Raw genomic sequence first — 22,613 nt, forward strand, 5'->3', positions numbered from 1 at the left:
CAAGTCTCACGGGCGAGTTACCTGAAGTTCATGCCCGGCGGGAACCCCAGACATGGATCCCTACGTACTATTACCGGCCACCTCTTGCCGAATCCACCGCCTTACCTTGCACCACGGGGGAGTTTTATGCGTCATTTCGGGCACCTCGCCCCTGAGGTGCGGCAGCGCCTCTTCTACCGGGAGCCGTGCGTCTTCGACAGGGACTCCCCGGCCAGGCTGCTCTCCGCGGCCCTGGGCGCCACGCTCTACAGCCCGGCCACCCGGCCCCGGCTGGCGGACGACATCGTCAAGCAGACCGAGCGCGGTGTGGTGTCGATGGTGCTGTGCCTGGAGGACTCCATCGGCGACGAGGACGTCGCGGCCGGCGAGGAGAACCTCGTCCGGCAGTTCGCCGACCTGGCGGCGCGTACGGACCTGGAGCCGCCGCTGCTCTTCATCCGGGTGCGGACGCCCGAGCAGATCCCCGACCTGGTCCGGCGGCTCGGGGCCGGCGCGGAGCTGCTGAGCGGGTTCGTGTTCCCGAAGTTCACCGAGGAGCGGGGCATCCCGTTCCTGGAGGCGCTGTCGGGCGCCGAGGCGGCGAGCGGACGCAGGCTGTTCGGCATGCCCGTGCTGGAGACGCCCGAGCTGATGTACCGCGAGTCCCGGGTGGACGCGCTGGAGGGCATCGCCCGCGCCGTCGAGAAGTACCGCAGCCGGGTCCTCGCCCTGCGCCTCGGCGTGACCGACTTCTGCTCGTCCTACGGCCTGCGCCGCGCCCCCGACATGACCGCCTACGACGTCCAGATCGTCGCCTCCGTGATCGCCGACGTGGTGAACATGCTGGGGCGGGCCGACGGCACCGGCTTCACGGTCACGGGCCCGGTGTGGGAGTACTTCCGGGTCCCCGAGCGCATGTTCAAGCCGATGCTGCGACACAGCCCCTTCCTGGAGGGGCAGGCCGTGGAACTGCGCGAGAGACTGATCGAGCACGCGATGGACGGGCTGCTGCGTGAGATCTCCCTCGACCACGCCAACGGCCTGCTGGGCAAGACCTGCATCCACCCCTCGCATGTGCCGGCCGTGCACGCGCTGTCCGTCGTCAGTCACGAGGAGTACAGCGACGCGGCGGACATCCTGCGGCCGGAACGCGGCGGCGGGGGTGTGCTGCGGTCGCAGTACACGAACAAGATGAACGAGGTGAAACCGCACCGCGCCTGGGCCGAGCGCACGATGCTCCGCGCGGAGGTCTTCGGCGTCGCGCATGAGGACGTCAGCTTCGTCGACCTGCTCGCCGCCGGCATACCCGGCTGAACCACCACCTCACTCACAAGGGACGCATGAACAACGCAGTGAACAACGGGGACGACCACGACCGCCGGGACCGCCGGGACACCCGGGACAGCCGGGTCTGGTCCGGCTCGTGGGTCGCCGAGCGGCTCGGGGTCGAGCTCGTGGGCGACGACACGCTGACGGACATGCTGGGGCTGGCCCTGCGCCGCAACCCCAAGCGGGCGCACCTGCTGGTGTCCAACGTGCTGGGCAAGCACGTCCCGCAGTCCCCGTCCCTCGTACACGGACACGGCTTCGCCCTCGGCCGCCGGGTGCGCGAGTTGCTCGGCGCGCAGGAGGCGGCCGAGGCGGTCGTGCTGGGCTACGCGGAGACCGCCACCGGCCTCGGCCACTCCGTCGCCGACGGCCTCGGCACCGCCCCCTACCTGCACTCCACCCGCCGTCCGGTGGCGGGCGTCCCGACGGCGGGCGGCTTCGAGGAGTCCCACTCCCACGCCACGTCCCACCTCCTCCTGCCGGAGGATGCCGCGCTGCTGGCCGGGGACGGCCCGCTCGTCCTGGTCGACGACGAGTTCTCCACCGGCAACACCGTCCTGAACACCATCCGGGGCCTGCACGAGCGGTATCCGCGGAGGCGGTACGTCGTCGTCGCCCTCGTCGACATGCGCTCGGCCGCCGACGCGGGTCGCCTCGCGGCGTTCGCACGCGAGATCGGCGCCCGCGTCGACCTGGTCGCGGCGGCCTCGGGAACCGTACGGCTCCCGGAGGGCGTGCTGGAGAAGGGGCAGGAGCTGGTGGCGCAGTACTCTGCCGCGCCGTCGGGGCTGGTCGCGCCCCGCGGCGGAGCCGCATATCGACACAGCCCCGCGCCCCTAGAAGCGGGCGCTGCGGCAGCCGCCCTCGAAGGGGCGCGGGGAACTGCGCGACCAGCCACAGCGCACCCGCACCCGGACGACAACCGCACCCGGCAGACGCGCCCCCACGGCCACATCACCCGCGTAGAACTCGGCTGGCCTCAAGGCCTCCCCGACGGCGGCCGCCACGGCTTCACCCCGCACGACCGAATACGCCTCGAAGCCGCCCTCCCCGCCATGACAGCCCGCCTCGCGGAGGCAATCCCGGCCAACCCGGGGAGCGTCCTCGTACTCGGCTTCGAGGAGCTGATGTACACGCCCCTCCGCCTTGCCCGTGAGCTGGAGCAGGTCCTGGCCGCGGAGGTGCGTTACTCGACCACCACCCGCTCACCCGTCCTCGCGGTCGACGACCCCGGCTACGCGATACGCAGCCGAATCGTTTTCCCTGCGCATGACGACCCGGCCGACGGCCCCGGCGAGCGCTACGCCTACAACGTCGCGGGCGGCGGCTTCGACGCCGTGGTCGCCGTCGTGGACTCCGTGGCCGACACCGCGGCTCTGCACGCGCCCGACGGGCTGCTCGCCCGGCTCGCCGCGCATACCCCGCATGTCGTCCTCGCGGTCGTACCGTCGTACGTCCCCGAGCCGCTGTCCGCAGCCGCCCTGCCGGAAGAGAGACCCGCCATGCTGCCCGAGCCCCTTCGCGGCCCCGCCTTCTCCTCGTACCCGCCCGAGGAGGTCGGCTGGCTGCTCCAGGACCTCTCGGACGTGACGCTGGAGGCGCCGACCGAGGAGCGGGAGGAGGCCATCCAGAGCGGCGGCGCGCACTACGCCGAGTCGCTGCCCGTCGAGTACCAGCCCAGCGAGCAGTACCAGGAGCTGTTCCACGCGGCCCTGGAGACCTCCGCGGCGCGGCTCGCGCAGGCTGTCGGCGTCGTCACGGAGACCGTGATCGCCGAGCGGTCGCCGCGGCCCGTCCTGGTCTCGCTCGCCCGCGCCGGCACCCCGGTGGGGGTGCTGATGCGGCGCTGGGCGCGGTTCCGGCACGGGCTCGACGTGCCGCACTACGCCGTGTCCATCGTGCGCGGCCGGGGCATCGACGCCAACGCGTTGCGCTGGCTGGCCGCCCATCACGACCCGCGGGACGTCGTCTTCGTCGACGGCTGGACCGGCAAGGGCGCGATCACCCGGGAGTTGGCGGCGGCGATCGAGGATTTCGAGGCGGGCGGTGGCGCGGCCGGCTTCGACGCGGAGATCGCGGTGCTGGCCGACCCGGGCTCGTGCGTGCGGACGTACGGCACCCGGGAGGACTTCCTGATCCCGTCCGCCTGTCTCAACTCGACCGTGTCGGGGCTCATCTCGCGGACCGTCCTGCGCGCCGACCTCGTCGGCCCGGACGACTTCCACGGCGCGAAGTTCTACCGTGAGCTCGCCGGCGCGGACGTCTCGGTGGCCTTCGTGGACGCCGTCGCCGCCCGTTTCCCGGAGGTCGCGGACGCCGTCGACGGCGCGGCGAAGGAGCTCCTGGCCAGTGACCGCACGCCGAGCTGGGAGGGCTGGGCCGCCGTCGAGCGGATCAGCGAGGAGTACGGCATCCACGACGTGAACCTGGTCAAGCCCGGCGTCGGCGAGACCACCCGGGTGCTGCTGCGCCGGGTGCCCTGGAAGATCCTCGCGCGGGCCGGGGCGGGCGCCGACCTGGAGCACGTGCGGCTGCTCGCCGGGCAGCGCGGGGTGCCCGTGGAGGAGGTCGACGAACTGCCGTACACCTGCGTGGGGCTGATCCACCCGCAGTTCACGCGCGGGGCGACCGGCGCCGACGGCAGGGCGGTGACGGTCTGATGCCGGTTCTGGTGGCGAGCGACCTCGACCGTACGCTCATCTACTCGGCGGCCGCCCTGGCGCTGACCATGCCGGATGCCCGCGCGCCGCGCCTGCTGTGCGTGGAGGTCCACGAGGCGAGGCCGCTGTCGTTCATGACCGAGACGGCGGCGCAGCTGCTCACCGACCTCGGTGACACGGCGGTGTTCGTGCCGACGACGACCCGGACGCGCAAGCAGTACCAGCGCATCAACCTTCCCGGCCCGCAGCCGACGTACGCGATCTGCGCGAACGGCGGTCATCTGCTGGTCGACGGGGCGACCGACCAGGACTGGCACGGGTCCGTGCTCGCCCGGCTGGCCGACGAGTGCGCGCCGCTCGCCGAGGTGCAGGAGTACCTGACGAAGACGGCGGACCCGCTCTGGCTGCGCAAACAGCGCATCGCCGAGGACCTGTTCGCCTACCTCGTCGTCGAACGCGAGCTGCTGCCCGAGGAGTGGGTGAAGGAGCTCGCGGCCTGGGCGGAGAACCGCGGCTGGACCGTGTCGCTCCAGGGCCGCAAGATCTACGCCGTGCCGAAGCCGCTGACCAAGAGCGCGGCCGTGCGCGAGGTGGCCCGCCGCACCGGCGCCGAACTGACGCTGGCCGCGGGCGACTCGCTGCTCGACGCCGACCTGCTGCTGGCCGCCGACCGGGGCTGGCGCCCGGGGCACGGCGAACTGGCCGACGCGGCCTGGACGGCCCCGGAGATCACCGCCCTGCCCGAGCGGGGCGTGCTGGCCGGCGAGCGCATCCTGCGGGAGTTTCTGAAGAACTCCTGAGAATCCGCCCTGGGCCGGCCGTCAGCCGCAGCAGCCGCCGCCGCAACAACCGCCTCCGCCTCCGCCCCCGCCGCCCGCTCCGGGCGCGGGGGCGGAGGCGGTGCCGCCCACGGCCACGGTTGAGAGAAGCTTCACTGTGTCGTCATGACCTGCGGGGCAGGACGCGGGATCGGCGGACCGGGCCATCGGCCGGCTCAATTCGAAGGTGTCGCCGCAGGTCCGGCAGCGGTACTCGTAGCGAGGCATGGCCCCAGATTAGGGCCTTATCCTCGGACGGGGCGTCAGCAGTTTGACCGTTGTTCACTTCTGTCGTTTTCTTATGTGGAGAATTTGCGAAGGGCGCTGGTAATTTGAGAGCGCCGCGCGAACCCCAAGGTCGGAAGGGTTCGCCGTTTGCGGCCGCGTCAACGGCAACCATGTCAGGCCCTCGTAAGTCTGTACGTCTGCCTGCGAGCAATACGGAGTGCGGGAGGGAGACGCGTCGTGACCCAGGCGGGGCAGGGGGAGGAGCCCCAGGAGCCAGATGCCACCATGCAGTTGAAGGTCCCTGCCTCTTTCCGGGCGGACGAGACCATGCAACTGCGGGTATCGGATATACCGGCCTTGCCGGACATATTCGAGGGGGGCGGTGAAGGCGGCGACGACAAGAAAGCGCGTTCGTCGAAAAATCGGCGGAAAGCCCCCCGTCCTTCCGTGTTTGCCCGCATATCCGCGGCTCTGGGCCCCCGGCTGACCCCGCTTCTCGCGGCACTGGCCCCGTATGTGGCTCGTGTCACTCCGTACGCCCGCAAGCTGCGCCCGCAGTACCCGCGCCCGGGCCGTACCGGCTGGCGGCGCTGGATACCCTCCTGGCGGCAGTGGCTCGGCGGCTTCCTCACGTCGATGGGCCTGAGCAGCCTGCTGCTGGTCGTCGCCTACGCGGCCACCGACATACCGGACAACATCAACTCGTACGCCACCCAGCAGGACAACGTGTACTTCTGGGCCGACGGGACGCCCATGGCCCGCACCGGCTGGGTGCAGCGGCAGGCGATGCCGCTGAAGGACATACCCGAGGACGTCCGCTGGGCGGTGCTCGCAGCGGAGAACGCGAGCTTCTACAGCGACCCCGGCATCTCCTTCAAGGGCATCAGCCGCGCCCTGTTCCGCACGATCGGCCAGGGCGACACCCAGGGCGGCTCCACGATCACCCAGCAGTACGTCAAGAACGTCTACCTGAACCAGAATCAGACGGTCAGCCGCAAGTTCACCGAGGCGATGATCGCCCTCAAGCTCGACAACCAGATGAGCAAGGACGACATCCTCGAGGGCTACCTCAACACCAGCTGGTTCGGCCGCGGTACCTACGGCATCCAGCGCGCCGCCCAGGCCTACTACGGCAAGGACGTCGGCGAACTCAACGCCAGCGAGGCCGCGTTCCTCGCCTCCCTGCTCAAGGGGGCGGGCCTGTACGACCCGACGCTGAACCCCGCCAACCGCGCCCGCGCCGTGGAGCGCTGGTCGTGGACCCTGGACCGGATGGTCGAGATCGGCAAGCTGTCGAAGGCCGAGCGCGCCAAGTACACGAAGTTCCCCGAGCCGCTCAAGGCCAACCCGCTGTACGACACGGGAGAGCAGAGCGACTATTTGGTCGAACTCGCCTCCCAGTACGTCAAGAAGGCCGGGAACATCTCCGACAAGGACTTCGACCTGGGCGGCTATCAGATCTACACGACCTTCGACAAGAAGCGCCAGACCCAGCTCACCGACGCCGTCACCAAGGCCCGCAAGCAGGCCCAGAAGGACGACCCGAAGAACGCCGCGACCGCGCACTACGGCGCCTCCTCGGTGGCCGCCGACGGCCGGATCCTCGCCGTCTACGGCGGCCCCGACCACCGGACGCAGGGCTACAACGAGTCCAACGCCACCACCGTCCCCGCCGGTTCGGCCTTCCAGCCGTTCGTGTACGCGGCCGGCCTGGAGCACGGCATCCACAAGACCCGTGACGGGGAGACCACCGAGATCACCGGCGACTCGCTCTACGACGGCGACAACAAGGCGCTGCTGACCACCCCCGAGGGCTACTACTGGGACCGCAACGGCAAGCGGGTCGCCTCCGAGAACGACGGCGGCAAGTCCTACGGGCAGATCTCCCTGCACCGGGCCCTGGCCCGGTCGGTGAACACGCCGTTCATGCAGCTCGGCATGGACACCGGCCTGGATGTGGTGCGCTCCACCGCCGAGAAGTCCGGGCTGCTGTCCTCCAGCTTCGGGGCGCAGGTGCCCGCCCTGTCCACGGGCAGCGCCACGCCCAGCGCGATCCGCATGGCGAGCGGCTACGCCACCTTCGCCGGGGGCGGCAAGCACACCGAGCCGTACTCGGTGCGCATGATCACCAAGAACGGCACCAAGGTCGTCCTGGAGACCCCGGCCACCGACCGCGCGTTCGGCGCCGACGTGGCCGAGGAGGTCAACTCCGCGCTCGCGGACTCCTTCAGCCTCGCCCACCCGGACGACGTGCCCTCCTCGCAGCAGCAGGCCGCCCGGTCCGGCTCGCTCGGCCGGGTGGCCGGGAAGGCGGGCACCACCCAGGACGACACCGCCGCCTGGTACGTCGGCTCGGCCAAGGCCGTGTCCACCGCCGTCGTCGTCTACCGCATCGACCTCGCCAAGAGCCTCGAACCGCTGCCGCTGAAGGGCGTCGCCGGCACGAGGGACGACAGCGTTCCGTACGGCATCTGGTCAGGTGCCATGAGCCCGCTCGGCTGACCACCGACCCCGGGCACCCGCGCCCCCGAATCCGGAGAAATGATCCGCACATGAAGTCACCGTCGGGCCGCCGCCGCAAGGCCCCGGCATCCACGCGCCGCCCCGCAGCCACCCACCCGGGGTTCCTGACACTGGCGGCGTTCCTCGTCGTCGCGTCCCTGATGGCCGGCTACCTGGTGCTCCACCGCACGGACGACACCCAGCCGACGGCGTCCTCGGGGGACAGCAAGAAGGCGTCGTCGGAGGCTGCCAAGGAGCCGCCGTGGGACGGCAAGACCCACGTCCTGGGGGACGGCTCCACCTCGTACACCGGGCCGCAGACGGGCCAGTTGAAGCCGGTCCCGCTCAAGCCCGGTGAGAAGCCCCCGCAGTTCGTCGTCTTCTCCTGGGACGGCGCGCTGATGGGCGACGACGGCCTCTTCGAGCACTACCGGAAGCTGGGCGAGAAGTACAACGCCAACATGACCTTCTTCCTCACCGGCATCTACCTGCTGCCCAAGAGCAAGAAGAACCTGTACTTGCCGCCGCAGCACCCCAGGGGCTCGGCCGCGATCAGCTACCCCACCGACGAACACATCCGCACCACGCTGGAGCAGCTCTCCGAGTCCTGGAAGGAGGGCAACGAGATCGGCACCCACTTCAACGGCCACTTCTGCGGCGCCAAGGGCGGCAAGGACTGGAGCGTCGCGGAGTGGAAGAGCGAGATCGACCAGTTCTACAAGTTCGTGGAGAACTGGAAGACCAACACCGGCTACAAGGACATCCCCCCGCTGCCCTTCGACTTCAAGAAAGAGGTCACCGGCGGCCGGGCGCCCTGCCTGGAGGGCCAGCCGAACCTCCTGAAGGCCGCCAAGGGCTACGGCTGGCGCTACGACGCCTCCAACCCGGGCGGCTTCCAGATCTGGCCGACGAAGAAGAACGGCCTCTGGGACTTCCCGCTCCAGGCGCTCCCGAACGGCGATGTCCAGTCCCTGTCCATGGACTTCAACTTCCTGGCCAACCAGTCCGACGGCCAGCCCGACGGCGACCCCGCCAAGTACACGCAGTGGGAGCAGGAGACCCTCGACTCCTACATGGCCGGCTTCAACCGGGTGTACTACGGCAGCCGGGCCCCGCTGTTCATCGGCAACCACTTCGAGCAGTGGAACGGCGGCATCTACATGAAGGCCGTCGACCAGGTCATCCAGAACGTATGCACCAAGAAGGACGTCAAGTGCGTGTCCTTCAAGGAGTTGGCCGACTGGATGGACGTGCAGTCGCCCGCGACGCTGGAGCGGATGCGCACCCTGGACCCGGCGCAGAATCCGGACTGGTCGACCGTCGTGAAGTGACCGCCGGATCCCGGGTACGGCGTAACCAAACCTCAACCGCAACCCTCTTCACACGAGCTGCACATGTCATGCAAAGATGCCCCTGCCCGGCATCCCCCCGCCGGGTCAAGAGGGGAAACATCAGTGAAGTCAAGGAAATTGAGCGGGACGCGCCGCCGCGTCACGATACTCGGGGCAGCGGCGACCTCGGTCGTCGCCGGAGTCGCGCTGCTGCCCAACTGGTCCGCCGGCGCCGCGGTCGTCGACGACCCCACGGTCGACGCCAAGACCAAGGCCACCTTCCAGCGGCTGGCGGACGCGGTCTTCACCGACCGTACGGACGCCCTCGTCACGGGCGCTCAGGGCGACCGTGAGAAGCCGCTGACCAACGGCTTCTCGGGTGACGTCAAGCTGTCCTCGGGCACCGCCCGCAGCGAGGGCGCCACGCTGTCCTCCCTGGGGCAGCGCAAGGACAAGCTCGCGAAGGCCGGCGAGAAGTACAGCAAGGCCGCCACCACCGTCACCCTGAACGCCACGCGCGTGACGGGCCGCACGGCCAAGGCCGATGTCACCGAGACCACGACCCTGACCTACGCGCAGGCCCGCGGAAACGCGCCGAAGACCACCGGGTTCCAGGCCAGGCACGAGCTGACGTTCAAGGCCGACCGGCAGGGCACCTGGCAGCTCACCGGCATCACGGACACCGACCAGGGTGGCCTCGCCGTGAACACGCTGTCCAAGCCGACGTCCGTCAAGGTGACCACCGCGGCCGACGACAACCCGATGCCGAACGCCAAGCGCGCGGAGATCACCCGCAATCCGGCCGCCGTCCCGAAGACCGGCACCGCCTACGACTACAAGGCGATGGCGACCTACGCCGAGAAGTACTGGAACGTCTACAACAAGGACTACCCGGACTTCAACAACCACACCGCCGGCGGCGACTGCACCAACTTCGTCAGCCAGTCCCTGAAGGCGGGCGGCTGGAAGCACGTCCCCGGCTACGTGTACGACTACACCAAGTGGTTCGGCAACGCCGACATCCAGTCGGACTCGTTCGTCGGCGTCAACGAGTGGTCCTGGTTCGCCCAGAACTCCAAGCGGACCACCCCGCTCGCCAACGTGTACCAGCTCGAGGTCGGCGACGTCCTCCAGATGGACTTCGACCGGGACGGGGCCAAGGACCACACGATGATCGTCACGTACAAGGCCAACGGCATCCCGTACCTGACGTACCACTCGAACAACACGCTGCGTAAGTCGCTGTCGAGCATCATCACGCAGAACCCGAACGCGTACTACTACGCCTACCGCACCTGATCCGGCCGGCCCGTCACTCCGTCACTCCTCGGGATGACGGGCCCGCCAGTACGGGTTGTCGTGCGGCAGGGCGGATCCCACCCTGCCGTACATCCCGAAGACCATCAGCAGGATCCCGATCACGAAGCTGAGCATGCAGTTCTGGATCTTGAAGGCCAGGAAGTTGTAGTCCGTCTCCAGCAGCGCCATGTTCAGGAAGCCGCTGACGATGAACAGCAGGCCGAGGGTCATGTTCAGCGTCGACGCGAAGTTCCCGCCGATCACCATGCCCACGAAGAGCAGCAGCCCGACACCGACCGACAGCCAGCTCAGCGCGCCGTTGGTGTTCAGGCTCCACACCTCGTCCCCGCCGGTGTCGAAGAAGCCGATCTCGTCGATGATCCCGAAGATCCCGAAGACGACGAGACCCAGGCCCATCAGCCCGGCGCCGATCCGGTAGACCAGGTTCAGGCGGTGGTCGACGGGCAGGTGGTCGTCGAGTCTGATCCGCCGCCCGGACCGGCCGTGCAGTACGTGTGTGGCCATCTCCGCCTCCCTGGGGGTGGACGTGCCGACGGGGGCCGTACGTACCTCTCAATATCCGCCCGCCGCGCGCCGAGGGCAATGTCGGAGCGTTCGGAGCGTCCGCGGCGTCCGGGGCGTCACTGCCCGGCGCCGCGCTCCTCGCGGATCCGGGCCACCGTGTCCGCCACCGCCCGCCGGACCGCCTCCGTCTCGGTCAGGAAGTGCCAGTAGTCGGGGTGCCGGCCCTCCAGCGTGGCGATCGCCCGCTCCAGCCGCGCCACCGAGTCGTCCAGCGGGCGCGCATGCCGCGGATCGGGCGTGTTGCGGCCCGACATGGCCAGCCGCTGCGCGTCCCGGATCGCGAACCGGGTCCGGTCGATCTCCGCCTGCGGATCCTTCTGCACGGCGTTCAGCCTGCTCAGCCGGTCACCGGCCGCCGACACCGCCTCGTCCGTGCCGTTCAGCAGCGCCCGCACCGTCGACAGCAGCGCGGTGGCGTCCGGCCAGCGCTGGGCGTCCCGCGCGGCCTGCGCCTCCTTCAGCTTCGCCTCCGCCTGCCGGACGTTCTCCCCGGCCTGCTCGGGGACGTGCTGGAGGTCCTGCCAGCAGGCCGCCGAGAACCGCCGCCGCAGCTCGCTCAGGATCGGCTCCACCTGCCCCGAGCGGGTCTGGAGCGCCTGCGCGCGCGTACGCAGCGACACCAGCCGGTGGTCGATCTCGGCGGCCCGCTCCGGCAGCCGCGCCGCCTCCACGCGGACCGCCTCGGCCTCCCGCGACACCCGCTCCGCCCGCTCCAAGGTCTGCGCCACCCCGTGCTGCCCCGCGCCCTGGTTCAGCATCGTCAGCTCGGGCGCGAGCGCCGCCAGCCGCGCCGCGAGATCGTCCGCCCGCAGACCGCTCTCCCGTACGGCGTCCAGCGCCTGGGACGCGGCCCGCAGCGCCTGCCGGGCCCGCTCCACGGCGGGCGCGAGCCGGGCCAGCTGCGTCTCGGCCTTGCCGAGCAGCGGGCCCAGCCCGTCGGCGAACCGGTCCAGCTCCTGCTTGACGCGCCCCAACTCGTCCTTCGCGCGGGTCAGCTCGGTGCGCGCCCGGGCGGCCACCGACGCCTCCAGGTCGTCCCGGTCGAGATCGTGGGCGTCTACGGCGTTGATGTACTGGCTGCTGGCCTCGTCGATGCGCCGGCCGACGGCCTCGAAGTCGGAGACCGCGCGCCGGGCGGCCGGCGTGTCGTCCACCGCCATGATCGTCTCGATGGAGATCCGCAGGTCGCGCTGGGCGGTGTCCAGTTCGTAGAACGCGGCCGCGGCGGCGTCCTTCGCGGCCTGCGCCTCGGCCCGCTGACCCTCCGCCCGCCCGCCGAACCAGCGCCGGGTGCCGCCGCCCGCGAACGCGGCGGGCAGCGCGAGGGCGACCACGAGAGGGAGGGCGACCAGCGTGACGGTGTCCTGGAGCGCTGAGCGCAGCGCTTTTCGCGCGGGACGCCGTGCGCGCGGCACCAACGGCGAGTACGGCTGCGCTGGTGTCGCCGTCACATCCCTCTCCCGTGCTGTGATCCGTCCTGCCGGTCTCATTCTCCCACCGGTTAAGGACGAACACACGGGCCCGTTAGTTCGCGTTCTTGACGGTGACTTCGCCGTCGGCGCTGCGCGCGTCCACGACATGCGCGCTGGACTCGTCGCGCGGCACGGACACATGCACCCCGCCGTCGTCGGTCTTCGTGGTCACCCGGTACGTCGCCGCGGGCAGGGCGATCGTCACCGAGCCGTCGTCGCTGACCGACTCCACCCGGTCCGGTACGGCGCTCAGGGTCAGGTGCACCGAGCCGTCCTTGGTGTGCGCGTTCACCGTGCGCGAGGCGACCTCGGCGTGTACGGAGCCGTCGTCGCTGCGCAGCTCCAGCGGCCCGCTGGAGTCGGTGACGCGCACGGAGCCGTCCTTGGTGCGCACGCTCAGCGCGTCCCGGAAGCCCTGCGCCCGCACGCTGCCGTCGTCGCTGTCGATCTTCACGGCGACGCCCCGGGGCACCACGACGCGGTGCTTGGCGGCGCAGTCGGCGACCAGGCCGGAGCAGTGCATGCGCAGCGTCAGCCGGTCGTCCTTCATCGACCAGGTCACCTTCGGGCTGCTGCCGACGGTGACCGACCCCTGGAACCACCGGGTGACGTCGACCGTGTCCGCCTTGGCCGTGTCCGAGGCGACGATCTCGAGCGCCGAGTCGTCGGAGTCGATCGTGAGCGTGCGGCCCTGTAGGCCGAAGGACCGGTGGTCGGGATGCTCGTCGTCGTCGGCGGAGGCGCAGGCGGTCGCACCCACGGCGAGGACCACGACGACGGCGGCGAGCGTCCCACGGGTCGAACGGCGCGTTCGGGTCGTACGGGTCGTTCGGGTCGTACGGGTCGTGCGGGCCATGTCGGTCTCCCCCTGGGCTGCTGCCTGACGGTGCACTGATGCGCACTGACGACCGTAGGCAGCCGTGGGCGGGCGGACGATCCGGTGGGCTCCCGCATCCGGGGTGGGGGTAACCCCCGGGGGAATCCTCGGGCGGATACGGGTTTGCAGGACACAGGCCCCGGCAATGTAGGCTGTCGACTCGTCCTGGGTGCGTAGCTCAGGGGTAGAGCGCCTGCCTTACAAGCAGGATGTCGGCGGTTCGAAACCGTCCGCGCCCACCAGGAGAGCGAGAGGGCCCCCGGAGCGATCCGGGGGTCCTTTCACGTGTCGGGATGCGCATGCTTGAGGCTCATGCGGGCCTCGACCCGGTCCGCCTCGGCGACCTCCGCCCAAAAGCGGTGGCAGCTCACGAACACCGCCAGCTCGTGCTCCCGGCGCCGGAGCTTCTCCACCTCGGCCTGTTCGTCGGCCGTCCAGCCGGGGGAGGCGGGGCGCTCGACCTTGCGCCAGCCCCCGTCGTCACTGAAGCCGTCCAGCGGCTCGACGGACCAGGGCAGCCGCTTCAGCAGGGCCGCCAGCTCGCCCCGGACCTGATGCAGCTCCTCCTGACCGGCGCGCAGGTCGCTGGGAAAGTCATAGGTCTTAGCCACACGGCAATGGTACGCCTGTTCGAATTTGAGTGGCGAGCTCCTTTGGGGTGTTCGTGTGAACATGCGTTCGAGCGGGGCCGCGTGGGTTCACGAAGTCGCCGCTCGTCCGGATCAGCGCGGCGGCACCGCGCACGCGGGAGTGCCGCCGGGCAGCCGGTGCCGGTTGCGGGACACCCAGCGGTAGACCACGCGGGCGCCGGCCCGGATGCCGGGCAGCCGCACGACGGCCGCGAGCACGCGGCACACGCCGGACGGCGAGGTGCCCACCCAGCGGGCCAGCGCGTCCGACCCGCCCGCGAGGACCGTGCCGCCGCGCAGCAACAGCACCTCCTGGTCCAGCCGTTCGAGATGCGGTGCGGTCTCCTCGGCGGGCAGAAACTGCCAGGGAACCGCCTCCAGCGTCGGCGCCGCGAGCGCCCGGAGGCGGTCGACGGAGGTCTGGCAGAAGCCGCAGTCCCCGTCGTAGGCGAGAACGGGGGGTGCGGAGCCGGGCATGGGTGTTCCCTTCCCTCAGGGCAACCGTTCCGAAGGACCGGTACGGACCGGTACGGACCGGGTCGCCCGCTGACGGACGGCCCATTGTCAGACCCTCGTTCTACGGTTGCCGGTATGGATCACAGTGGTGTGGAGCAGGTGCGGCTGGTGCCATGGTCGCAGGGCGACTTCTGGCTGTTGCAGCGGTCCAACAGCCCCGAGATGACCGCGCATCTCGGCGGGCCGGAGAGCGAGGAGAAGCTCGCCGACCGACACCGCCGGTACCTTGCGGTGTCCCCGGGCGGTATGTACCGCGTCGCGCTGGCGGACAGCGGGGAGACGGTCGGGTCGATCGGCTACTGGGAGACCCAGGTGCGGGGCGCCACGGTGTGGGAGACCGGGTGGGGGACCCTGCCCGAGTTCCAGGGCAGAGGCCTCGCGGTGCGGGCCGCCCGGGCGCTCATAGAGGTCGCGGGACAGGCGGCCGGTCACGGCGGCCACCCGTCCCTGCACGCCTTCCCCAAGGTCGACCACACGGCGTCCAACGGAGTGTGCCGCAAAGCCGGTTTCACCCTGCTCGGGCAGATCGACCTCGAGTACCCGAAGGGGAACCCGATCCGGTCCAACGACTGGTACGTCGACCTGCGGAGCATCCGCACGGCGCCGCCTGGCGTGTAGCGGCCGCCAACTCCCGTACCAGGCCGCCCACCCCGCCGGGGCCGAGCACGGCAACGCGGGGAGTGCCGTTCGTCATGGTGATGTCGTCCTCCCGTCGGTCGGGCCCGAGGGTCTGTCCGGCGGATCATGCCGCGGACATGATCATGGCACGCGGGCGGGGTCCCGGGGCAGACTGGGCACATGTGCCGGAGTATCAAGACGCTGCGTCCCCCCGCCCTGCCCGAAGAGGCCACGGAGGACGAGATTCGCGCCGCAGCCCTTCAGTACGTACGCAAGGTGTCCGGCTTCCGGGCGCCGGCCGAGCACAACCGGGAGGTGTTCGAGACAGCGGTCGAGGTCATCGCCGCGGCCACCGCGGAACTGCTGGACGGCCTGGAGGTGCGCGGGTCGCACCGCCCGACGGCGGCGTGACGTCGACGTACGCGCGCGGGCGCTGAGACGTACGCGCGCGGGCGTGAGCGCTGAAAGCTGCCTGCGGGCCGGGAACGGCCCGGTTACGCCGGCTGCCGTCGCATCACGTACGCCGCGCCCGCCCCCGCGCCGAACAGCGCGAGCACCGACACCCCCGTCGCCAGCCAGGTCGTGCCCAGCCAGTGCGCGCCGAAGTAGCCGAGGGCCACGCTGTAGCCCGCCCAGGACAGGCCGGCCAGCGCGGACCAGGGGAGGAACTCGCGCGGGCGGCGATGGGCGGCGCCCGCGATGAGGGAGACGACGGAACGGCCGGCCGGGGCGAAGCGCGCCAGCACGACCAGGGCGCCGCCGCCCCGGGCGAGCGCGTCGCCGAGACGTTCCTGCGCGGTGGTCAGCCGGCGGGAGCGGGAGATCGCCCGGTCCAGGCGCTCACCGCCGCGCCAGGCCAGCCGGTAGGCGACCAGGTCGCCCAGTACCGAGGCGGTCGTCGCGGAGAGGATCAGGACCATGATGTCGGGGACGTCGTTCGGCACTTGGCCGGTGGCCGCGCCCGAGCCCGCCGCCGCGGCCGTCGCCGCGGTGATGACGAGCACTCCGCTGGGCAGCACCGGCAGGAACACGTCGAGGAGGACCGAGAGGCCCACCACCGCGTAGATCCAGGGGCTGCCGAGCAAAGCCCCCACGCTCTCGAACACCGCAGTCTCCCCGTGTCTCCCCCGTGACGGCCGACCGTGCCGCTGTGTCGCGGGGAGCGGCAGATGCGGCCAATGACAGCCATACAGCGTACGCGTGGGGTGTGACAGCAGATTCACGGGGGGCTCGTGTGTTCGGCACAGCACGTTCACCTGCGCCGCAACCCACGTCATGATCCACGTCATGATATTGACGTCATTCGCGTCATTCGCGTCGTTCACATGATTCACATGATTCGCATCGTTCGCGTCGTTGACGTCGTGCTCCGAGGTCACCCGGGCGCGGTCGACTCCCGGGTGGCCGCGGAGAGCACTGTGCCGTTCGGCCGGGCCGGTCAGGCGGCGACCGTGGCCCGCTGTTCCGCGGGCCGCTCGGTGGCCGCGCGGCGCGCGATCAGGCGGTCCAGGCCGAGTGCGCCGGAACCGGTGAAGACCAGCAGCAGGAAGGCCCAGCAGAACATCGCCGAGGCCTCGCCGCCGTTCTCGATGGGCCACAGGGCGTTCGACTGGTGCACGTCGAAGTACGCGTACGCCATGGAGCCCGAGGCCAGGAACGCGGCGGCCCTGGTGCCGAGGCCGAGCAGCACCAGGCTGCCGCAGACGAGCTGGATCACGGCCGCGTACCAGCCGGGCCAGGTGCCGGAGTCGATGGTGCCGCCGTCGGTGCCCGGGACGCCGCCGAGGACGCCGAAGAGGGAGGACGCGCCGTGGCAGGCGAAGAGCAGGCCTACGACGATGCGGAAGAGGCCGACCGCGTAGGGCTGTGCGGTGTTGAGGCGAGCGGACATGGGGGGTGCTCCTTCGGTGTCGGTCAGGGCCGGTCCCGTACAAGGGGGTTGACGGGCCGGTGGGGCGGCGGTACCGAATGAGCGACTCACGTTAGGTGGACCTAATAGATGCTTTCAAGTTCAACTTTTGGCCATGACTTGGGCTCCGTTTGGGGCTCCGTTTCCGCCTTAGCGGCACGTAGAACGGCTCTCGCCACCGCGTCCGCGTCCGAAAGCGTGACCGAATCCACCCCTGGGCGGGCGCCCGCCGCGGTGACCCAGTGCACGCCCTCCGTGGGCACCCCGAAGGCGAACCGCCTTGCGTGCGCCCGCCCCTGACGGTCGATCAGGCGGTAGGGGCGCTGTGTCACGTCCAGTCCTCCGGTCTCGTAACCGTCCACCGTGTGGGGACGGCACTGTCCGGTCCTCAGCAGTCGGGCCAGCAGGGTGTCGGCGGTGCGGCGCACGTCCGTCTCCGGCAGCCGGGCCTCTATGAGGGTTCTCACGCGGACGGCCGAGCCCGGCACCTGCGGCGAGTGCGCCCGCCAGGCCCCGTCCTCCTCCCGCACCTCCAGCCGGGGCCCGAGCACCTCCACCACCCCCGCCTCCACCAGGGCGGCCAGCTCCTCGACGCGGCGGCGGGGCGGTCCGATCGACAGGAAGGCGTTCAGCGGGGTGTACCAGCGATCCAGGTGGTCCCGGCGGGAGGCGCCGGCCAGCCCCGCGTGGTCGACGATCAGTCGCAGCTCGTTGCGCAGGTCGCGCAGCACGTCCAGGGCCGCCTTCGAGGGGCCGTCGACATTGCCCCGGGCGGCTTCCGCCGCGTCCCTGCGCAGATACGCCAGCAGCCAGTCGCGCCACTGCCCCGGATGTGCGAACCGGCGTTCCCCATACGGCCGGGAGATCCGCTCCCAGCTCCAGCGGGCGGCCTCGGGCACCCCGAACTCGTCGAGCATCAGAGCCTCTTGGGGAGCGCGGTGCGGGACGGCGAGGAACCGGTCCAGGAACGCCGCATGCCGTACGAGGGCCGCGTAGTACACCGTCTCCACCTCCTTCGCCACCAACGGCCATATCTCGGCGAGGAAGTCGGGCGCCTCACCGGAGTCCGCGCGCTTGCGGAAGCCCGCGATCACCTCCGGGGTCAGCACGCGCGGGGTGTGACGCCCGTACGGCCCCTTGGCGTTGTCGCCGCGCGCCTGGTAGGGGATGCCGCGCCGGGAGCCGGCGTACAGACGCGGCTCGTGGCCGGAGGGCACGTAGCGCAGGCCGTGCGGGACGGGGACGCTGTCCAGGGTGAGGAGCTGACGGCCGTCGGCGGCGTCGTCGAGCCGGACCGCGCTAGCCGCGTGCGTCTCGACGCGCACCGAGGGTGGGGCCTGGCGCACGGTCCGGGCGAACACCCACTCCAGTTGACGCCCTCCCCTGCCCGAGGGCAGGGGATTCCGGTCCGTACCGCTACGCGGTACCACCATGGGTTCCTGTTTCACAGGCCACCGCCGACCGGTGAGGGTCGGTCTTACACGGCCTCCGCAGGCCTGACTTCCCGCCCGTCCGGCGGTAGGTCCCACAACTCCGTTGTCGGACAAGGCGATCTTAGCCATGCCGCTGCGCCCCTCCGGGCTACTACGGGCAGGATGCCCTACACCTCCACCCTGAAGGATGGCGCACTGGGCAAGTGTTCGATAGCGGCCGTAGTGCGGGCGGATCGGGCCCGCGCAGTCCACGCTGTCGTCGGTGAACAGGGTCACCTGCGAGGCCACGGTGTTCATCAGCAGCTCCGGCGACTGGGCGGTCCGCCACACGCGCCCCGGTCCCGGTGGGGCGGGATCGACGACATGGACGGTCAGCCGCACCCCGGGCGGCAACAGCTCGGGCGCTGAGGCGCAGAGACGTTCCAGGACGCTGGTGCCGCGTGGCCCGGCGCCGACGAGGGCGACGGCGAGATCGGTGTTCACTGAGGGCAAGGGGGTGACTCCCGGGCGTGTGGGGCGCGATGGAGCAGGCCGCCCGCGAGGCCCTGACGGAAGCGGACGGTCCGCCTCATCATGCCCTCCGAACTCTTCGAGAACGGGGGGACCCCCACCGTCACGGACGCCAACGCGGGTCCCACAGGCCCCGGTTGTCCCGCATCAGGAGGTGAGCTCGGACTCCTCCACGGTGGCCAGCACGCTGTTCGCTCGCGCCTGCTCCAGCCGCAGCCGGGCCGAACGGCCGTTCAGCGTCAGGGACATGAGCTGGTTGCCGAACCACGGCCCGCCGGTCCTGCGCCAGTCGACGGGCGGTCGCGGACAGCGCCCGTGCCGGCGAAAGCGCCGCCCGAGCGCACGGGCCACGGCGCTCCAGCCGAAGCGGAAGCCCACCCGTATCGACAGGGGGATGGAGTTGTGGACGGGCGAGCAGGTGAGTTGCAGCACCCGGGCGTCGGGCCCCCTCCCGTCGGGCCAGCGCGGCTCGGCCACATACGCGTGGTGCACGTCCCCGGAGAGCACGAGCACGCTCGCCGGCGCCCGCGATCCCGTCCCGGCCTCGGCGATCAGCTCTGTCAGCGCGGCGAAGGACGCCGGGAAGGCCGCCCAGTGCTCCAGATCCGCCGCCCGCCGCAGCTTCTCCCCGAACCGGGCCCAGCGCGCCCCGCGTTCGCCCCGGCACAGGGCCGCGTCCCACGCCTCGGCGTCGTGCACCAGATGCGGCAGCAGCCAGGGCAGGGAGGTGCCGATCAGGAGATGGTCGTAGGAACCGGGACCGTCGAGGATCTGCTCGCGCAGCCACCGCGCCTCGCCGGGGTCGAGCATCGCCCGCCCGTCCTCGTCCAGCACCCGCGCGGCCCGGGTGTCGACCATCAGCAGCCGCACCCGCCCGAAGTCGCGCCGGTAGCTCCACCGCACGGACGCCGGGTCGGTGTCGGCGCGGCACGCGAAGTCACGCAGCACGTCGGTGCCGTCGGGGACCGCGCGTACGGCGGCGTAGAGCGGGTCGGCGGCCAGCTCGGCGGGGGTGAGGTTGCCGAGGTGCTGGTGCACCCAGTACGACGTCAGACCGCTCAGCAGCCGCTCGCGCCACCAGGGCGTGGCCCGCATGTCGGCCAGCCAGGCGGCGGAGGTGTTCCAGTCGTCGACGACGTCATGATCGTCGAAGACCATGCAGCTCGGCACGGTCGACAGCAGCCAGCGCACCTCGGGGTCGAGCCAGGACTCGTAGTACAGCCAGGTGTACTCCTCGAAGTCCGCGACCTCGGCGCCCGGCGGATCGGTGAGGCCGCGGCGGGCGGCGATCCGCTCGCGGGTCGCGTCGGAGACCTCGTCGGCGTACACCTGGTCGCCCAACAGCAGCAGTACGTCGGGCCGTTCGGCCGTCGGATCGGCGGCGAGGCGCGCGGCCAGGCTGTCCAGGGCGTCGGGGCCCACGGGATCGTGTCCGCCGGCCGGGGGCGCCGCCCAGCGGCAGGAGCCGAACGTCACCCGGACGCCGTGGCCCCCGTCGCCGGGGGTGCGGATCTCGGAGGGCGGGAAACGGGAGTCGGGCGGCGGCCACACCCGGGCGCCGTCGAGGAGCACCTCGTACACCGTCGCCGTCCCCGCCGTGAGACCGGTCACCGGGACCAGGGCGTAGTGGTGGCCCGCCACCTGGAAGGTGCGGGCCGTGCCGCCGGCGCCGTCCGTGCAGCGCACCTCGGCGGTGCACGGGCGGCTCGCCTCGACCCAGACGGTCGCGGACGAGGCGTCGGCGTATCTCAGCAGTGGTCCCAGCCGCAGTCCGGCCACGCGATCAGCCGCCCCTCTGTCTGGTCGGGCTCGCCTGCGGCCCGCCCTCTTCCGTCGCCCCGTACGGTACGGAACGACGGAGGTCCGCGGGGAGGTTCCGGCGGTCACGGCTCGGACGCGGATCGATCGGCGCGCGGGTTCAGCAGTTGGCGAGGTAGCTCGTCAGCGCGCTCTTCTCGGCGGAGTCGACCGAGAGGTCGTAGTAGTACTTCACCTGCACCCAGGCGCGGACGTACGTGCAGCGGTACGAGGTGACCGACGGCATCCAGTCGGCCGGGTCCTGGTCGCTCTTCTGCTGGTTCACGTTGTCCGTGACGGCGATCAGCTGCGGGCGGGTGACGTCGTTGGCGAAGGCCTGGCGCTGGGCGGTGGTCCAGTTCCGGGCGCCGGAGTCCCAGGCCTCGGCGAGCGGGACGAGGTGGTCGATGTCGAGGTCCGAGGCGGCGGTCCAGGTGGCGCCGTCGTAGGGGGAGTACCAGCTGCCGCTGGTGGCGGTGCAGGCGGAGTTGGTGACGACGTTCGTACCGTCCCGCTTGAGGATGTACTCACGGGTGTTGCAGGTGCCGCTGATGGTGATCCAGGTCGGGAACAGGTCCCGGTTGTAGCCGGTCCTGACCTCGCTCGCCACGGTGAGGGAGGCGAGGTAGCTGCGCGCGGTGGCGGCGCTGACCGGGGTGGGGAGAGCGGCGGAGGCGGTCGGGGAGGTGAACAGTCCGACCGATGCTATGAGGCCCGTGAGGGCGGCGAGTATGCTCAGCCGTCCACGCGCGTAGAACTTCGACATGCGAACTCCCTTGGGGAGGCGGGGGTGTTGGAGCGCGAGCGTTGGAATGCTCGCCGTGTCGCGTTGCGGGGAGGTGTGCGTTCGGTAAGAAGTTAGTGACGTGCTCATGACACGACAAGGTTTATGGCAGAACGATCTCGTACAATGGGATGCGCAGAAGGGGAGTAGCTCTTCGCCGGACCGTCGACATACTGCTCAGCTCGTCTGAGCCGGCGCCCGGAGGCAGACCCGTTGTGGTGGGTCGGCCAGCGAGACCTTCGGCAAGCAGTGCACATCCGTGCCGCATGGCACGGGTGAGATGTGTGCTGCCGTGCCGAGGTGTCTTATTCCTGAGGAGTTGAGGACTCTCGGTGGGGCGGCCCCCGACCGATTGAGGAACCTTGATCAGCATCACCGTGACGGCGCTCGTCTTCGGCGTCGTCTTCCTGGCCGAGCTGCCCGACAAGACCGCACTCGCCGGCCTCGTCCTCGGCACCCGCTACCGCGCCTCGTACGTCTTCGCCGGCGTCGCCGCCGCCTTCGCGCTGCATGTCGCGCTGGCCGTCGCGGCGGGCAGCGTGCTGACCCTGCTCCCGCAGCAGCTGGTGCACGCGCTGACGGGCGTGCTGTTCCTGGGCGGCGCGGCCGTGCTGCTGCTGAAGAAGGACGAGGACGACGAGGAGATCCGGCGGCCGGAGAACCAGTCCTTCTGGAAGGTCGCCGGCGCGGGCTTCATGCTGATCCTCGTCGCCGAGTTCGGCGACCTCACCCAGATCATGACGGCCAACCTCGCCGCCCGCTACGACGACCCCCTCTCCGTCGGCCTCGGCGCGGTGCTGGCGCTGTGGGCGGTCGCCGGCCTGGGCATCCTCGGCGGAAAGGCCCTCATGAAGCGGATCCCGCTCCAACTGATCACCCGGATCGCAGCACTCCTGATGCTGACACTCGGCGCATGGAGCCTGTGGGAGGCAATCACCGGCTGAGCCGACGGCGGGGGGAGGTCGGTCCGGCTGGGCCGGGGGCGCCGGGGGCGGGGGGAGGTCGGTTCGGCTGGGCCGCGAACGTCAGGGGCAGGGAAGGCCGGTTCGGCTGGGTGGGGGGAGTGGGGCAGGTCGGTGCGCTGGGTCGGGCACCAGGGGGAGGCTGCTTCGGCTGGGCCGGGGAAGCCGGGAAGCTGGGGGCGGGGGAGTCGGTCCGGTTTGGGGGCAGGGAGGCCGGTCCGGCTGGGCCACGCGGCAGGGAGGCTGGTCGGCTGGGCTGGGGGCGGGGAGCCGGGGGCCGGGGAGTCGGTCCAGGTGGCTGGGGGAGCGAGGCTGGTCAGCGCGGCTGGGCCTGGCGGCGGGGGAGGTCGGTTCGGCTGGGCCGGGGAAGCCGGG

19 protein-coding genes, 1 tRNA gene and 1 pseudogene are annotated in these 22,613 nt (G+C 71.0%); 10 read left to right on the plus strand and 11 right to left on the minus strand.

Annotated features, from left to right (window positions below):
• Positions 1 to 126: 126 nt before the first annotated feature.
• From ACZ5SK_RS29875 to ACZ5SK_RS29885, 3 genes are read left to right on the plus strand one after another with little or no spacing between them, the layout of a single operon-like run.
• On the plus strand, positions 127 to 1,293 hold the full coding sequence (locus ACZ5SK_RS29875; protein ID WP_334580473.1) for an HpcH/HpaI aldolase/citrate lyase family protein: 1,167 nt from the start codon (positions 127 to 129) through the stop codon (positions 1,291 to 1,293).
• Between the two features lie 26 nt (positions 1,294 to 1,319).
• Positions 1,320 to 3,968, plus strand: a complete 2,649-nt coding sequence (locus ACZ5SK_RS29880; RefSeq protein ID WP_468415350.1) for a phosphoribosyltransferase — start codon at positions 1,320 to 1,322, stop codon at positions 3,966 to 3,968.
• Positions 3,968 to 4,768, plus strand: a complete 801-nt coding sequence (locus tag ACZ5SK_RS29885) for an HAD family hydrolase (protein ID WP_334580475.1) — start codon at positions 3,968 to 3,970, stop codon at positions 4,766 to 4,768. Before ACZ5SK_RS29880 ends, ACZ5SK_RS29885 begins: the two co-directional genes overlap by 1 nt.
• Positions 4,769 to 4,789: 21 nt before the next feature.
• Here ACZ5SK_RS29885 and ACZ5SK_RS29890 read toward each other — a convergent pair whose 3' ends face one another.
• Entirely contained in the window at positions 4,790 to 5,014 is a 225-nt protein-coding gene (locus tag ACZ5SK_RS29890; protein ID WP_079662631.1) for an FmdB family zinc ribbon protein, read from the minus strand.
• A 285-nt stretch (positions 5,015 to 5,299) separates the two neighbouring features.
• Between ACZ5SK_RS29890 and ACZ5SK_RS29895 the strand changes: the two genes are divergently transcribed.
• The 3 genes from ACZ5SK_RS29895 (at position 5,300) to ACZ5SK_RS29905 (ending at position 10,146) form a co-directional block, all read left to right on the plus strand.
• Positions 5,300 to 7,516 (plus strand): transglycosylase domain-containing protein, encoded by a 2,217-nt coding sequence (locus ACZ5SK_RS29895; protein ID WP_468415452.1) that lies wholly within the window; start codon positions 5,300 to 5,302, stop codon positions 7,514 to 7,516.
• 50 nt (positions 7,517 to 7,566) lie between these two features.
• On the plus strand, positions 7,567 to 8,847 hold the full coding sequence (locus tag ACZ5SK_RS29900; RefSeq protein ID WP_334580476.1) for a polysaccharide deacetylase family protein: 1,281 nt from the start codon (positions 7,567 to 7,569) through the stop codon (positions 8,845 to 8,847).
• A gap of 123 nt (positions 8,848 to 8,970) precedes the next feature.
• A complete protein-coding gene (locus ACZ5SK_RS29905; RefSeq protein ID WP_334580477.1) occupies positions 8,971 to 10,146 on the plus strand; it encodes an amidase domain-containing protein in 1,176 nt (391 codons plus the stop codon).
• A 24-nt stretch (positions 10,147 to 10,170) separates the two neighbouring features.
• Here the strand turns inward: ACZ5SK_RS29905 and ACZ5SK_RS29910 are convergent.
• The 3 genes and pseudogenes from ACZ5SK_RS29910 to ACZ5SK_RS29920 all read right to left on the minus strand — a co-directional run.
• Positions 10,171 to 10,671 (minus strand): annotated as a pseudogene (locus ACZ5SK_RS29910) (DUF4383 domain-containing protein); the annotation flags it as partial.
• 116 nt (positions 10,672 to 10,787) lie between these two features.
• Complete coding sequence (locus ACZ5SK_RS29915) at positions 10,788 to 12,182, minus strand: coiled-coil domain-containing protein (protein ID WP_334580478.1); 1,395 nt, start codon at positions 12,180 to 12,182, stop codon at positions 10,788 to 10,790.
• A 73-nt stretch (positions 12,183 to 12,255) separates the two neighbouring features.
• The gene (locus ACZ5SK_RS29920) at positions 12,256 to 13,059 is read right to left on the minus strand and encodes a DUF4097 family beta strand repeat-containing protein (RefSeq protein ID WP_361703229.1); all 804 of its coding nucleotides are present in this window, start codon (positions 13,057 to 13,059) and stop codon (positions 12,256 to 12,258) included.
• A 188-nt stretch (positions 13,060 to 13,247) separates the two neighbouring features.
• On the opposite strand from ACZ5SK_RS29920, the gene ACZ5SK_RS29925 reads away from it, so the two are divergent.
• Positions 13,248 to 13,322, plus strand: a tRNA-Val gene (locus ACZ5SK_RS29925).
• A gap of 39 nt (positions 13,323 to 13,361) precedes the next feature.
• Here ACZ5SK_RS29925 and ACZ5SK_RS29930 read toward each other — a convergent pair.
• Positions 13,362 to 13,691 (minus strand): hypothetical protein, encoded by a 330-nt coding sequence (locus ACZ5SK_RS29930; protein WP_334580480.1) that lies wholly within the window; start codon positions 13,689 to 13,691, stop codon positions 13,362 to 13,364.
• Positions 13,692 to 13,802: 111 nt separating this feature from the next.
• Positions 13,803 to 14,186, minus strand: coding sequence for a thiol-disulfide oxidoreductase DCC family protein (locus tag ACZ5SK_RS29935; RefSeq protein WP_334580481.1), 384 nt, complete (start codon positions 14,184 to 14,186; stop codon positions 13,803 to 13,805).
• A 114-nt stretch (positions 14,187 to 14,300) separates the two neighbouring features.
• Here ACZ5SK_RS29935 and ACZ5SK_RS29940 point away from each other — a divergent pair, with 114 nt between their 5' ends.
• Both ACZ5SK_RS29940 and ACZ5SK_RS29945 read left to right on the plus strand, forming a co-directional pair.
• Entirely contained in the window at positions 14,301 to 14,843 is a 543-nt protein-coding gene (locus ACZ5SK_RS29940; protein WP_334580482.1) for a GNAT family N-acetyltransferase, read from the plus strand.
• A 180-nt stretch (positions 14,844 to 15,023) separates the two neighbouring features.
• Positions 15,024 to 15,254 carry a DUF2277 domain-containing protein gene (locus ACZ5SK_RS29945; protein ID WP_334580483.1) on the plus strand — a complete coding sequence of 77 codons (231 nt, stop codon included), beginning with the start codon at positions 15,024 to 15,026 and terminating at the stop codon, positions 15,252 to 15,254.
• Positions 15,255 to 15,337: 83 nt separating this feature from the next.
• Here the strand turns inward: ACZ5SK_RS29945 and ACZ5SK_RS29950 are convergent, their stop codons facing one another.
• The 5 genes from ACZ5SK_RS29950 to ACZ5SK_RS29970 all read right to left on the minus strand — a co-directional run bounded on the left by ACZ5SK_RS29950 (position 15,338) and on the right by ACZ5SK_RS29970 (position 21,258).
• The gene (locus ACZ5SK_RS29950) at positions 15,338 to 15,949 is read right to left on the minus strand and encodes a DedA family protein (RefSeq protein WP_334580484.1); all 612 of its coding nucleotides are present in this window, start codon (positions 15,947 to 15,949) and stop codon (positions 15,338 to 15,340) included.
• 332 nt (positions 15,950 to 16,281) lie between these two features.
• Positions 16,282 to 16,734, minus strand: coding sequence for a DoxX family protein (locus tag ACZ5SK_RS29955; RefSeq protein WP_334580485.1), 453 nt, complete (start codon positions 16,732 to 16,734; stop codon positions 16,282 to 16,284).
• A gap of 101 nt (positions 16,735 to 16,835) precedes the next feature.
• The gene (locus tag ACZ5SK_RS29960; RefSeq protein ID WP_468576715.1) at positions 16,836 to 18,677 is read right to left on the minus strand and encodes an FAD/NAD(P)-binding protein; all 1,842 of its coding nucleotides are present in this window, start codon (positions 18,675 to 18,677) and stop codon (positions 16,836 to 16,838) included.
• 165 nt (positions 18,678 to 18,842) lie between these two features.
• The gene (locus tag ACZ5SK_RS29965) at positions 18,843 to 20,474 is read right to left on the minus strand and encodes a DUF7800 domain-containing protein (protein ID WP_468576716.1); all 1,632 of its coding nucleotides are present in this window, start codon (positions 20,472 to 20,474) and stop codon (positions 18,843 to 18,845) included.
• Positions 20,475 to 20,613: 139 nt separating this feature from the next.
• Positions 20,614 to 21,258 carry an HNH endonuclease family protein gene (locus ACZ5SK_RS29970; RefSeq protein ID WP_334580488.1) on the minus strand — a complete coding sequence of 215 codons (645 nt, stop codon included), beginning with the start codon at positions 21,256 to 21,258 and terminating at the stop codon, positions 20,614 to 20,616.
• 380 nt (positions 21,259 to 21,638) lie between these two features.
• On the opposite strand from ACZ5SK_RS29970, the gene ACZ5SK_RS29975 reads away from it, so the two are divergent.
• Entirely contained in the window at positions 21,639 to 22,220 is a 582-nt protein-coding gene (locus ACZ5SK_RS29975; RefSeq protein ID WP_468576717.1) for a TMEM165/GDT1 family protein, read from the plus strand.
• Positions 22,221 to 22,613: the final 393 nt, after the last annotated feature.

This window comes from Streptomyces sp. NPDC031474, from assembly GCF_055581185.1.

Coding starts and splice junctions, on each gene's coding strand:
- ACZ5SK_RS29885 (WP_334580475.1), top strand. CDS start 3,968: ATGCCGGTTCTGGTGGCGAGCGACCTCGACCGTACGCTCATCTACTCG.
- ACZ5SK_RS29880 (WP_468415350.1), top strand. CDS start 1,320: ATGAACAACGCAGTGAACAACGGGGACGACCACGACCGCCGGGACCGC.
- ACZ5SK_RS29890 (WP_079662631.1), bottom strand. CDS start 5,014: ATGCCTCGCTACGAGTACCGCTGCCGGACCTGCGGCGACACCTTCGAA.
- ACZ5SK_RS29970 (WP_334580488.1), bottom strand. CDS start 21,258: ATGTCGAAGTTCTACGCGCGTGGACGGCTGAGCATACTCGCCGCCCTC.
- ACZ5SK_RS29945 (WP_334580483.1), top strand. CDS start 15,024: ATGTGCCGGAGTATCAAGACGCTGCGTCCCCCCGCCCTGCCCGAAGAG.
- ACZ5SK_RS29900 (WP_334580476.1), top strand. CDS start 7,567: ATGAAGTCACCGTCGGGCCGCCGCCGCAAGGCCCCGGCATCCACGCGC.
- ACZ5SK_RS29920 (WP_361703229.1), bottom strand. CDS start 13,059: ATGGCCCGCACGACCCGTACGACCCGAACGACCCGTACGACCCGAACG.
- ACZ5SK_RS29935 (WP_334580481.1), bottom strand. CDS start 14,186: ATGCCCGGCTCCGCACCCCCCGTTCTCGCCTACGACGGGGACTGCGGC.
- ACZ5SK_RS29875 (WP_334580473.1), top strand. CDS start 127: ATGCGTCATTTCGGGCACCTCGCCCCTGAGGTGCGGCAGCGCCTCTTC.
- ACZ5SK_RS29895 (WP_468415452.1), top strand. CDS start 5,300: ATGCAGTTGAAGGTCCCTGCCTCTTTCCGGGCGGACGAGACCATGCAA.
- ACZ5SK_RS29955 (WP_334580485.1), bottom strand. CDS start 16,734: ATGTCCGCTCGCCTCAACACCGCACAGCCCTACGCGGTCGGCCTCTTC.
- ACZ5SK_RS29940 (WP_334580482.1), top strand. CDS start 14,301: ATGGATCACAGTGGTGTGGAGCAGGTGCGGCTGGTGCCATGGTCGCAG.